Source organism: Catellatospora sp. IY07-71, from assembly GCF_018326265.1.
Lineage (GTDB): Bacteria > Actinomycetota > Actinomycetes > Mycobacteriales > Micromonosporaceae > Catellatospora.
Map to the genome: position 1 here is coordinate 7,383,707 of NZ_AP023360.1, position 11,420 is coordinate 7,395,126.

12 protein-coding genes and 2 riboswitches are annotated in these 11,420 nt (G+C 72.3%); of the genes, 4 read left to right on the top strand and 8 right to left on the bottom strand.

Annotation, left to right across the window (positions count from 1 at the left end; genetic code table 11):
* Window positions 1–26: 26 nt before the first annotated feature.
* Window positions 27–1,202, bottom strand: a complete 1,176-nt coding sequence (locus CS0771_RS32960; RefSeq protein WP_212844644.1) for a chorismate-binding protein — start codon at window positions 1,200–1,202, stop codon at window positions 27–29.
* Between the two features lie 208 nt (window positions 1,203–1,410).
* On the opposite strand from CS0771_RS32960, the gene CS0771_RS32965 reads away from it, so the two are divergent.
* On the top strand, window positions 1,411–1,608 hold the full coding sequence (locus CS0771_RS32965) for a DUF5999 family protein (protein ID WP_120321268.1): 198 nt from the start codon (window positions 1,411–1,413) through the stop codon (window positions 1,606–1,608).
* A gap of 125 nt (window positions 1,609–1,733) precedes the next feature.
* On the opposite strand, the gene gcvP is transcribed toward CS0771_RS32965, so the two are convergent.
* The 4 genes from gcvP to CS0771_RS32985 form a co-directional block, all read right to left on the bottom strand.
* The gene (gene gcvP / locus CS0771_RS32970) at window positions 1,734–4,538 is read right to left on the bottom strand and encodes an aminomethyl-transferring glycine dehydrogenase (RefSeq protein WP_212844645.1); all 2,805 of its coding nucleotides are present in this window, start codon (window positions 4,536–4,538) and stop codon (window positions 1,734–1,736) included.
* A 67-nt stretch (window positions 4,539–4,605) separates the two neighbouring features.
* Window positions 4,606–4,694, bottom strand: a riboswitch (glycine riboswitch).
* 160 nt (window positions 4,695–4,854) lie between these two features.
* Window positions 4,855–5,193: a zinc-binding dehydrogenase gene (locus tag CS0771_RS32975; protein WP_212844646.1), complete on the bottom strand. Its 339-nt coding sequence runs from the start codon at window positions 5,191–5,193 to the stop codon at window positions 4,855–4,857.
* Window positions 5,194–5,195: 2 nt separating this feature from the next.
* Window positions 5,196–5,831, bottom strand: coding sequence for an alcohol dehydrogenase catalytic domain-containing protein (locus CS0771_RS32980; protein ID WP_212844647.1), 636 nt, complete (start codon window positions 5,829–5,831; stop codon window positions 5,196–5,198).
* Window positions 5,832–5,888: 57 nt separating this feature from the next.
* On the bottom strand, window positions 5,889–6,389 hold the full coding sequence (locus tag CS0771_RS32985) for an HIT family protein (protein ID WP_212844648.1): 501 nt from the start codon (window positions 6,387–6,389) through the stop codon (window positions 5,889–5,891).
* A gap of 40 nt (window positions 6,390–6,429) precedes the next feature.
* On the opposite strand from CS0771_RS32985, the gene CS0771_RS32990 reads away from it, so the two are divergent.
* Entirely contained in the window at window positions 6,430–6,921 is a 492-nt protein-coding gene (locus CS0771_RS32990; RefSeq protein ID WP_212844649.1) for an MOSC domain-containing protein, read from the top strand.
* Window positions 6,922–7,069: 148 nt separating this feature from the next.
* Here CS0771_RS32990 and CS0771_RS32995 read toward each other — a convergent pair whose 3' ends face one another.
* The 3 genes from CS0771_RS32995 to CS0771_RS33005 form a co-directional block, all read right to left on the bottom strand.
* Window positions 7,070–7,774 (bottom strand): nicotinamide mononucleotide transporter family protein, encoded by a 705-nt coding sequence (locus CS0771_RS32995; protein WP_244871172.1) that lies wholly within the window; start codon window positions 7,772–7,774, stop codon window positions 7,070–7,072.
* Window positions 7,775–7,944: 170 nt separating this feature from the next.
* Window positions 7,945–8,071, bottom strand: a riboswitch (FMN riboswitch).
* A gap of 66 nt (window positions 8,072–8,137) precedes the next feature.
* Window positions 8,138–8,605: a GNAT family N-acetyltransferase gene (locus CS0771_RS33000; RefSeq protein WP_212844651.1), complete on the bottom strand. Its 468-nt coding sequence runs from the start codon at window positions 8,603–8,605 to the stop codon at window positions 8,138–8,140.
* A gap of 93 nt (window positions 8,606–8,698) precedes the next feature.
* Window positions 8,699–9,538 carry an SMI1/KNR4 family protein gene (locus tag CS0771_RS33005; protein ID WP_212844652.1) on the bottom strand — a complete coding sequence of 280 codons (840 nt, stop codon included), beginning with the start codon at window positions 9,536–9,538 and terminating at the stop codon, window positions 8,699–8,701.
* A gap of 164 nt (window positions 9,539–9,702) precedes the next feature.
* On the opposite strand from CS0771_RS33005, the gene mgrA reads away from it, so the two are divergent.
* Window positions 9,703–10,710 (top strand): L-glyceraldehyde 3-phosphate reductase, encoded by a 1,008-nt coding sequence (mgrA, locus tag CS0771_RS33010; protein ID WP_212844653.1) that lies wholly within the window; start codon window positions 9,703–9,705, stop codon window positions 10,708–10,710.
* Window positions 10,710–11,408, top strand: a complete 699-nt coding sequence (locus CS0771_RS33015; RefSeq protein WP_244871173.1) for a DNA polymerase beta superfamily protein — start codon at window positions 10,710–10,712, stop codon at window positions 11,406–11,408. The genes mgrA and CS0771_RS33015 overlap by 1 nt, the downstream gene beginning before the upstream one ends.
* Window positions 11,409–11,420 lie beyond the last annotated feature (12 nt).

Sequence of the window (11,420 nt, forward strand, 5' to 3'; positions counted from 1 at the left end):
CCCGCGCCGCCCCGTGGCCCTCGGGGTCAGGCCAGGCCGTGCAGGAGCGCGCGGACCGGGGCGGCCTTGGCTGCGGCCTCGGCGACCTCGGCGGCGGGGTCGGAGTCGATGGTGATGCCGCCGCCGGCCCACACGTGCACGTCGTCGCCGTCGGCGACCACGGTGCGGATGGTCAGGCCGAGGTCGATCCCGGCCGGGCCGATCCAGCCCAGCGCGCCCATGCTGACGCCCCGGCCGACCGGCTCCAGGGCGGCGATCTCGCGCAGCGCGGCGAGCTTCGGGGCGCCGGTGACCGAACCCCCCGGGCATACCGCGCGCAGCAGCTCCGCCAGGCCGGTGCCGGGCCGGACCAGGCAGGTCACGTCGGATTCAGCCTGCCACAGGTCGGCCCAGCGGCGCACCGCGAACAGCTCCGGCACCCGCACCGAGCCGGTGACGGCGACGTGGGACAGGTCGTTGCGCTGCAGGTCGACGATCATGATGTGCTCGGCGCGCTCCTTGGGCGAGGCGAGCAGCTCCGCGCGCCCGGCCGCGGTGGCCGGGGCGGTGCCCTTGATGGGCCGGGTCACCGCGCGGCCGTCGCGCACCTCCAGCAGCGTCTCCGGGGAGGCGCAGCCGATCGCCCAGCCCTCGCCTTGCAGGATCCCGGCGTAGCGGGCTCCGGGCAGCCGGGCGAGGCGGCGCAGCGCGGGCAGCGGGTCGCCGGCGTACGCCGCGCGCGCGTGGCCGACCAGGTTGACCTGGTAGACGTCACCGCGGGCGATCGCCTCCCGGACCTCCTGGACCGCCTCGGCATGGCGCGAAGGGGTCCAGGACGCCCGCCACGGGCCCAGCCGCCACGGACCGGCAGATCGGTCGAACGCGCCACCCGGCGGCCCTGACGGGCGTACGGTTGCGGCGTGTTCGTAGACCACGACGACCACGTCCGGCACGGCCGGCGCGGGGCTGGGCGCCCCGGCGGCCCCGCCGATCATGGCGGCGCCGCCCGCGGCCGAGACGAACAGCGCCGCGCCGCAGACCTCGTGGTCCCCCGGATCACCCGTCCGGGCCGACAGATCACGGACAGCCGGCCCGTGGTGCGCCAGGAACGCCTCCACCAGGGAGGACGGGTCGCCGGGGTCGCCCCGCCGCCACTCCAGCCGGGAGCGTTCCCAGGCGTGGTCACGACACCCTGCCGGAATGCCAGGAATATCCCTGGCCATCCCGTGGGTAGGAGCTAGACCGACCGGCTTCATTCCGCTCGTCCGAAAGGTTGATTGTTCGAAAAGGCCAGCGTTACGTGCTCGTAAAAGGCTCGTTCGACTTGGTAGCGTGCGTCACTGTTGTGATCGACAGCACACCGGCGCCGGACAGTCTCTGACCGAGCTTCCAACGCCACCACCCCTAACCGAATCGCGGAGAACCCCGATGTTGTGCCAGCACCAACCGGTCTGCCCCTCAGCCGACGCGATCGACCACGACGCTGCGAAGGTCGTCGCATCCTTCCCTGAGCAGGGCTGGAGCCTGCTCTGCAACGGCGTCATCGTGTTCGAGGACACCGGCGAACTGCTCCCCGACGGGTCGAGCATCGCTCCGCACCGCGGCCCCGCGGTGCACGCCATGGCCTGACCCTCCGGCCCTCACCAGGGGCGCGACGGAGCGCCCCGAAGATCAAGCACATTCTCGCACCCGAAGCGCCGGCCCGAAGCCCGCGTCCCGCAGGACGCCTCCCCGGGCCGGCGACGTCAGACCCCTCAGGCGAAGGCCTCCGGCGGCGGGCACGAGCAGACCAGGTTGCGGTCGCCGTACGCCCCGTCGATCCGCCGGACCGGCGGCCAGTACTTCCCGGCGCGCTCCGACGCGCCCGCCAGACCCGGGTAGGCCGCGACCGAGCGCGGGTACGCGTGCTCCCAGGAGTCCCCGGTCACCATCGACGCCGTGTGCGGCGCGTTGACCAGCGGGTTGTCCCCGGCCGGCCACTCGCCCGCGGCCACCTTGTCGATCTCGCGGCGGATCGAGATCATCGCGTTGACGAACCGGTCCAGCTCGCCCAGGTCCTCGCTCTCGGTCGGCTCCACCATCAGCGTGCCCGCCACCGGGAACGACATGGTCGGCGCGTGGAAGCCGTAGTCGATCAGGCGCTTGGCCACGTCGTCCACGGTCACGCCGGTGGCCTTGGTGATCGGCCGCAGGTCGAGGATGCACTCGTGCGCGACCAGGCCCTTGTTGCCGCTGTACAGCACCGGGTAGTGCTCGCGCAGCCGCGCCGCGACGTAGTTGGCCGCCAGCACCGCGGTGCCGGTCGCCGCCGCCAGGCCCTCCGGGCCCATCATGCGCAGGTACGCCCACGGGATGGGCAGGATGCCCGCGCTGCCGTGCGGGGCCGCGCTGATCGCCGACACCTCCGACGAACCGGGCAGGAACGGCGCCAGGTGCGCGCGCACCGCCACCGGGCCCACGCCGGGGCCGCCGCCGCCGTGCGGGATGCAGAACGTCTTGTGCAGGTTCAGGTGCGACACGTCCGCGCCGAACTTGCCCGGCTTGGCGAAGCCGACCAGCGCGTTCAGGTTCGCGCCGTCCACGTACACCTGGCCGCCCGCCTCGTGCACCTTCGCGCACAGCGAGGCGATGCCGGTCTCGTACACCCCGTGCGTCGACGGGTAGGTGACCATGATCGCGGCGAGGTCGTCGCGGTGCTTCTCGATCGCCCGGTCCAGGTCGACCAGGTCCACGTTGCCGGACTCGTCGCAGGCCACCACGACCACGCGCATGCCGGCCATCACGGCGCTGGCCGCGTTGGTGCCGTGCGCGCTGGACGGGATCAGGCACACGTCGCGGTGCGCCGCGCCGTTGGCCCGGTGGTACGCCCGGATCGCCAGCAGGCCCGCCAGCTCGCCCTGCGAACCGGCGTTGGGCTGCACGCTGACCGCGTCGTAGCCGGTGACCTCGGCCAGCCATGCCTCCAGCTGCCCGATCATCTCCCGGTAGCCGGCCGTCTGGTGCCGCGGCGCGAACGGGTGCAGCTGGCCGAACTCCGGCCAGGTGACCGCCTCCATCTCCGTGGTGGCGTTCAGCTTCATGGTGCACGAGCCCAGCGGGATCATGCCCCGGTCCAGCGCGTAGTCCAGGTCGGACAGCCGGCGCAGGTAGCGCAGCATGGCCGTCTCGGAGTGGTGGCTGCGGAACACCTCGTGGGTCAGGAACTCGGTGTCGCGCACCAGGTGCGCCGGGATCGCCGTCGCCTCGCGCGGCTCGGCCAGCTCCACCCCGAACGCGGCGCAGACCGCCCTGAGGTGCGCGACGGTGGTGGTCTCGTCGCACGAGACGCCGACCCGGTCCGCGTCGATCAGGCGCAGGTTGATCCCGTCGCGCTCGGCGGCGGCGACCACGGTCTCCGCGCGGCCCGGCACGACCGCCGTCACGGTGTCGAAGAACGCGGTGTGCGCGATCTCCACACCACCGGTGAGCAGGCTGACCGCCAGACGGCTGGCGCAGTCGTGCGCGTGGCGCGCGATCTTCGTCAGACCCGCCGGGCCGTGATAGACGGCGTACATGCTCGCCATGACGGCGAGCAGCACCTGCGCGGTGCAGATGTTGCTGGTCGCCTTCTCCCGGCGGATGTGCTGCTCGCGAGTCTGCAGCGCGAGCCGGTACGCCTTCGTGCCGTCGACGTCCTTGGAGACGCCGACCAGGCGGCCGGGCAGCGAACGCTCCAGTCCGGCGCGTACGGCCAGGTAGCCGGCGTGCGGGCCGCCGAAGCCCATCGGCACACCGAAGCGCTGGGCGCTGCCGCAGGCGATGTCGGCGCCGATGCTGCCCGGCGCGCGGACCAGGGTCAGCGCCAGCAGGTCGGCGGCCACCGACACCAGGGCCTGGCGGGCGTGCGCCGTCTCGATCAGCGCCGCGTGGTCGCGCAGCGCACCGGAGGCGCCCGGGTACTGCAGCTGCAGGCCGAAGAACTCCGCGGGCAACTCCTCGGTGTCGAGGTCGAGCACCCGCACCTCGATGCCGAGCGGCTCGGCCCGGGTGGTGATCACGTCGATGGTCTGCGGCAGGGTGTCCGCGTCGACCACGAAGACGTTGCTCTTGCTCTTGGCCGAGCGGCGGGCCAGCGTCATCGCCTCGGCGGCGGCGGTGCCCTCGTCCAGCATCGAGGCGTTGGCGGTGGCCAGCCCGGTCAGGTCGGTGACCACGGTCTGGAAGTTGAGCAGCGCCTCCAGCCGCCCCTGGCTGATCTCCGGCTGGTACGGCGTGTAGGCCGTGTACCACGCCGGGCTCTCCAGCACGTTGCGCTTGATCACGCCGGGGGTGTGCGTGCCGTAGTAGCCCAGGCCGATCATCGAGGTCGCGACCGTGTTGCGGGCGGCGAAGGCGCGCAGCTCGGCGAGGGTCTCGGCCTCGGTCGCGGCGGCGGGCAGGTCCAGCGCCCCGTGCCAGCGGATCACCTCGGGGATGGCGGCGTCCATCAGCTCCTCGACCGAGGAGTAGCCGATGGCGTTGAGCATTTTCTCGGTCTGGTCGGGACCGGGGCCGATGTGACGTTCGACGAAAGCGCTCATGTGAGACTCCGGGGTCGAGGACGTGTTAAGTCCTCCCCCTCTGTCGCGGCGTCGCTCCAGAGTCGCCATGCCCGTTGTGGTCCGGGTGCCTGAGAGGTTCCGGGGAGGAATTGCCCCTTCGGCGCCGCTGCACGCGGTCTCTCCCACACGGGTGTGCCGGCACCGCCAACGCTACCAGCCCTCGTATTTCCGCACCGTAACCTATGCCACTCCCCACCACCCGTGTCGATCTCCCCAGCTCAAGATCCCCCGACTTGCCAGGCACACCGGGGTATGCGGCCGCAAGATACGCCCGCCTGCCTGGCAAGTCGGACGATCATGGGAGGAGGACGACCTTGCCGATGGTGGCGCGGGACTGGAGGGCGGTGTGGGCGTGGGCGGCGTGGGCGAGCGGGAACTCGGTGAGGGCGGGGGTGAACCAGCCCTCGGCCGCCTCGCGCAGGGCCTGCTCCTCCAGCGGGCGCAGGCCGCCCACGACCTTGAGCATCGCGGGGCCGAGGGCCGAGGAGGCGGTGATGCCACGGGCGTAGAGGTCCTGGGTAGTGATCTCCGTCGCGCTGCCCGCGGACCAGCCGAAGATCAGGAAGCGGCCGGCCGGAGCGAGCAGCTCCAGCGCGGCACGGCCCTCGGCGCCGCCGACGCCGTCGAGGACCACGGTCAGGTCCGGTCGCCCAGCTCGGCGCGCACCTTGTCCGCCCAGCCGGGCGCGCGGTAGTCGACGGCGATGTCGGCGCCGTTGCGCTGCACGCGGGCCACCTTGTCCGGACCGCCCGCCGCGCCCACGACCAGCGCCCCGGCGCGCTGCGCCGCCTGCACGAACAGCGTGCCGAGGCCCCCCGCCGCACCGGTGACCAGCACCGCGTCGCCCTCCTGAAGCTTCGCCAGGCGCAGCACGCCGACCGCGGTGCGGCCGGTGCCGATCATGGCCACGGCCGCGGCGGCGCTGAGCCGCTCCGGGATCTCGTGCAGGGCGGTCTGCGCGGTGACGGCGCGCTCGGCGTACCCACCGCTGGTCATGCCCAGATGGGCGACGACGCGGCGGCCCAGCCACGACGGGTCGGCGCCCGGCCCGGTGGCCGCGACCCGGCCGGCGACCTCGCGGCCCGGGGTCATCGGCAGCTGCGGCAGCGGGAACGGCACGGCGCCGCCACCGCGGATCGCCGTGTCGATGAGGTGCACGCCCGCGGCCTCGACCTCGATCAGCACCTGGCCCTCGCCCGGGACCGGGTCGGGGACCTCCTCGTAACGCAGGTTCTCGGCCGGGCCGAACTCGTACTGGCGGATGGCACGCATGGTCACTCCTGGTCGCGTCGGTTGCCGCCGACGCTATGACCTCAACCTGACTTGAGGTCAAGCCGCCAGCGCGGCCCGGATGCGCCCGGCCAGCTCCGCCGCCTGCGCCGGGGTCTGGTCGAGGATGCCGTGCTCGGCCATGAGCGCGTGATACTGCTGCCGCTCGTAGGGCACCCCCGGCGGCAGCGGGGCGACGTGCCAGTGCACATGGGCGTTGCCCTGCATGCTGCCCAGCGACAGCAGGTACGTGCGCTCCGGCCGGGTCACCTCGGCCACCGCCCGCGCCACCCGATGCACCACCGCCTGCAACGCCAGGTATTCCTCCGCGGTGAGGCCGCGGACCACGTCCTCGACATGGCGGCGCGGCACGACCAGCGTGTATCCGGCCAGGGTCGGATAGCGGCTCAGGAAGGCCGCGTGCACGCCGTCGTCGTAGAGCAGCTCGTGCTCGTAGTCCGGCTCACCGGCCAGGGTGGCGCAGACGAAGCACTTCCCGGAGCGGGACCTGCGCACGTATGCGGCGAGGTCCATCGGCACCCGGTTGCCAAGATCATCCATCCGTGAATGGTAGGCCGCCGGGCTCCGTAGAATCGGTGCCGTGCCGCAGATCGTGCAGTTGCTGGCCTCGCCCGTACGCCGGTTCCAGGGCCGCCCGGCCGACGGGCCCGATCCGGCCCCGCCGGGCGAGCTGGTCCAGGTGGTGCACATCCGGGCCGGGCTGGGCATCGTCGGCGACCGGTACTTCGCCAAACCCGCCCACCGCGACGCGAGCATCACGGTGATCGCGTCGGAGTCGCTGCCCGACGGTGCCGACCTGACGCAGGTACGGCGCAACATCCTGACCTCCGGCGTCGACGTGGACGCCCTGGTCGGGTCGGTGCTGGTGCTCGACAGCGGCGACGGGCCGGTGCGGCTCAAGGTGCAGCGACCCGCCAACCCGTGCGCGTGGATGGATGCCATGATCGCCCCCGGCGCCTGGCGCGCGCTGCGCGGACGAGGCGGCATCCGTTGCACGCCTCTCGACGACGGCGTGCTTCGCGTCGGGCCGGTCGCCGTCTTGGTCGAGGAGCCACCAGCGCAAGCGCGCTAAGGCTCCCGCCGCCGACTCGCTGACCGGGTAGCGCCCGCGTCCGGCCACCGCGGGTGAAGATCGCCGTCTCGTGTCGGAAGCTGTGGTGAGACCGCACCTTTCGACATGAGACGGCGATCTTGGCGGAGCGCTGGCCCCGGTGGGGTGGTCAGGCGGTGGCCGGCCGCTCCAGCGGGGTGCGGCGGGGCGCCGGGCGGTCGGCCGAGCGCAGCCAGACGGTGAAGCCGTAGAGGACCAGGCCGCCGTAGACGAGGTAGAGCACCGCCGACGGGTAGAAGTGCGACTTGATCAGCAGCGGCACGCCCACCGCGTCGACCGCCAGCCAGGCGAGCCAGAAGTCGTGCCAGCCGCGCGCCATCGCGTACGTGGCCACCACCGAGCCGACGAAGATCCACGCGTCGCACCAGTAGTACCAGCGGGGAGCGGGCCAGCCCGCCCCGAACCAGAAGAACACCTGCTGCACGGCGACCACGCCGAGCGCCCACACCGCCAGGTAACCCAGGCGCTCCCGGGCGCTCGCCCAGCGCGGCGTGATCGCCGGGGCGCCCGGCGCCAGCTCGCGACGGGCCTGCTGCCACCGCCACCAGCCGTACACGCTGGTCACGATGAAGAAGACCTGCCGCCCGGCCTGGCCGAACAGGGTCGTGTGCTGCGGGTTGGCGAACGCTACCCCGAAGAAGACGGTGAACAGCAGGAGATTGCCGATGATGCCGGCCGGCCAGGCCCAGACGCGGCGGCGCAGGCCGCCGATCGCCGAGGCGAAGCCGAACCCGTTGCCGATGATCTCGCGCCACAGGATGTGCTGGTCGAAGACCGTCAGCTGGGCGGAGAAGAGCTGTTCGAGGATGTTCACGGGGCCTCCGGTCGGATCCGGTCGGGTCCCCGGGGAAACCTGGTCGCGCGGGCGCGCACGATCGCACCGCCGGTCAGCCGTGCGTCGGGGGCGCGGGCAGGGCCCGGCACACCCGCGTACGCCCGCGCCCGTGCGGCGTCCACCGCGCAGGCGCGACCGGTGCGGTCGCCGCGTGCTGCCTCCCATCCGGACTTTCACCGTCGGTCCCGGAGTTTCACCGGGTCCACCGGCCGCCGGCTGCGGTCGGGTCGCGGACTGTCACCGCCGGTTCGGAATTGCACCGACCCCGGAGCACGTCGGCGTCAGTCTGCCACGCACCCCGTCCCCCGCGGCACCCCTGCGTGATCTAAAGAACTCGCGCGGTCACCCCTGCGGGGCGCGCAGCCACACGTACGGCACCGGCTGGATGCTGTTCCAGTGGTCGGCCTGCTCCTGCGGCACGTGTTCGTAGCCCGCGCCGGCGTAGCAGCGCAGCGCGGCGGTGTTGTCCGGGTGCACCCGCATGAACACCGCCGGGTGGTGGTCCCGGGCCCGCCCGGTCAGCTCGGACACCAGGCTGCCGCCCAGGCCGCGGCCGCGGTGGGTGGGAGCCACGATCAGGCGGGCCAGCTCGACCTCGCCCTCCTCATCGTCGACCCACAGCTCGCCGTAGCCGACCGGCTCACCGTCCTCTTCCAGGAGGTATGCCGCGACGTCGGGCTCGGCGGCCCAGCCGGTCACGGTCTCGGCGGTCACCTCGTCGTGGGAGCACCAGCGGCGGCACTCGTCGGCCGTCCCCGCCCATCCCGCGACGATCGCCGCGTCCGCCGCCTCGAACGACCGCAACCCCATACCGAACCCGCCTCTCCCTCACCACCGGCGATGCGATCGTAGAGGGTGGCGCGCCTGGAGTCACCGGGTTGGATCATGCCCAGCGCAGCCGGATCAGTCGGCCCAGACGCGCCTGCCTCGCTGCGTCTGCGCGTGCCTCAACGTGTGGCCGAGCAGGGGGATCACGCGCAGCACTGCCGCCCGGGCCGCCTGCTCCTCGTGGGCGGGGAAGGCGACCCGGATCAGCCGGCCGCTCTGCCACTGCCGATACGTGACACGCCAGCCGCCCGCCGTGGCGAAATGCACCTCGTGATCTCCCTGACCGTGGTTCTCGCCACGATCGGTGGTCGGACCGAGCAGACGGCGCAGGCTCCGCGCGCGCTCGCCGAAGCCGCCCTCACCGCCGTCGAGATACACGTAGACCTCCCGGAGCGGGCGCATGGGCTCGAACCACGCGTCGAGACGCGGCGGCTCGGGCAGCACCTTGTTCGGCAGCTCGTGTGCCAGCCACCGGGTCAGCAGCTCCACGGCGCCGCCGTCGAAGCGCTCGTGGCCGCCGTCGCGTTGCTGCCAGACGATGACCGGCCACGTGTCCGGGTCACCGGCTGTCAGCCAGCACAGGGAGTGGCCGTCGTACGTGCCGCCCCACAGCAGCAGACCGCCCGGCTCCGGATAGAGGGGCCAGGGGTACCAGTCGGGAAACCTCTCCCGGGCCTCCTGATGACCCGCCAGCAGCGCCTTGTTGCGCAGCATGTTCATGTCGTACCCGGTGAGCGGGTAGGCGAAGAGGTAGTCGAGGAACCGGCCCGCGCCGTACGCCGACAGCAGCTCCTTGAAGTCGGCAGGCAGCGTGAGGCGCAGTTCGGCCTCACAGGCCGCGAAGTCGTCCGGGTTCGGAACGTCGATCCGTGCCGGTGGGGCAGGCGCAAGCCGCAGCAGCCGCTCGAGTGACATGTCCGCGCAGCCTAGCCTGTCACCGCCTCGGCCCGATCCCCTGCGCAGGTCAAGAAGGGCACCTTCTATTACGGAAAACGAGCCGAGCTGCTGCTCGTCTCGCTTCGCGAGCCGACAAAGGTGCCCTTCCTTTCGCTGGATACGCCAGCACTAGGCTGATCGTCATGACGTACGTGGCAGAGCCGAAGCGATACGACGACATGATCTACCGCCGGACCGGGCGCAGCGGGCTGAAGCTGCCGGCGATCTCGCTCGGCCTGTGGCACAACTTCGGCCACGAGCGTCCCGCCGACCGTCAGCGCGAGATCGTGCGGCGCGCGTTCGACCTCGGCGTGACCCACTTCGACCTGGCCAACAACTACGGCCCGCCGCCGGGCGCGGCCGAGGAGAACTTCGGCCGGATGCTCGCCACGGACCTGAAGCCGTACCGGGACGAGCTGGTCATCGCGACGAAGGCCGGCTACGACATGTGGCCCGGCCCGTACGGCGAGTGGGGCTCGCGCAAGTACCTGACCGCGTCGCTGGACCAGTCGCTCCAGCGGATGGGCCTGGACTACGTCGACGTCTTCTACTCGCACCGCTTCGACCCGGACACCCCGCTCGAGGAGACGATGGGCGCGCTGGACGCGGCCGTACGCGCGGGCAAGGCGCTGTACGTCGGCATCTCCTCGTACACCTCGACCCAGACGCAGCAGGCCGCGGCGATCCTGAAGGACCTGGGCACGCCGCTGCTGATCCACCAGCCGTCGTACTCGATGATCAACCGCTGGACCGAGCGGGACGCGCTGCTGGACACCCTGGAGGAGGTCGGCGCGGGCTGCATCGCGTTCTCGCCGCTGGCGCAGGGCCTGCTCACCGACCGCTACCTCAACGGCGTGCCGGACGACTCGCGTATCCGCACCAGCCGCTTCCTCAGCGAGGACGCGCTGACCCCGAGCAACCGGGTCAAGGTCGAGGGCCTCAACGACATCGCCAAGCGGCGCGGGCAGTCGCTCGCGCAGCTCGCGCTGGCCTGGGCGCTGCGCGACGAGCGGATGACCAGCCTGGTCATCGGCGCGTCCAGCGTCAAGCAGCTGGAGGACAACATCGCGGCGCTGGGCAACCTGCACTTCACGGACGCCGAGCTGACCGAGATCGACCAGTTCGCGACCGAGGCCGAGATCGTCGTCTAGTGATCGAGGAGCAGCACCGGCTCGTCCTGGAGCACACCATCCTGTCGGTGGTGGTGGGCTCGCGGGCGTACGGCCTGTCCGGCCCCGCCTCCGACACCGACCGCCGCGGCGTGTTCGCCGCGCCCACGAGGCTGTTCTGGAGCCTGGACAAGCCGCCGACGCACGTCGACGGCCCGGCCGAGGAGCAGTTCTCGTGGGAGGTGGAGCGGCTGTGCACGCTGGCGCTCACCGCCAACCCGACGGTGCTGGAGTGCCTCTGGTCGCCGCTGATCGAGAAGCTCACCCCGACCGGCGAGCGGCTGCTCGCGGTGCGCGGCGCGTTCCTGTCACAGCGGGCCGCCGAGACCTACGGCCGGTACGCCGCGGACCAGTTCGCGAAGCTGCGGTCGCACCGGGAGCGCACCGGCGAGGTGCGCTGGAAGCAGGCGATGCACATGCTGCGGCTGCTGCGGGCCGGGGCGCACGTGCTGAGCACGGGCGAGGTGCTGGTCGACGTGTCCGACGAGCGCGACCTGCTGCTATCGGTCAAGCGCGGCGAGGTGCCGTTCGCCGAGGTGTCGGCGCAGGCCGAGCGGCGCTCGGCGGAACTGGACGCGGCGGCGCGGGACAGCGTGCTGCCTGCCGAGCCGGACCGGATCGCGGTGGACGCGTTCCTGGTCGGCGTACGCGAGGAAGGGCTGGGCTCACCCGTTCGGTGACCGCCTCCCGAC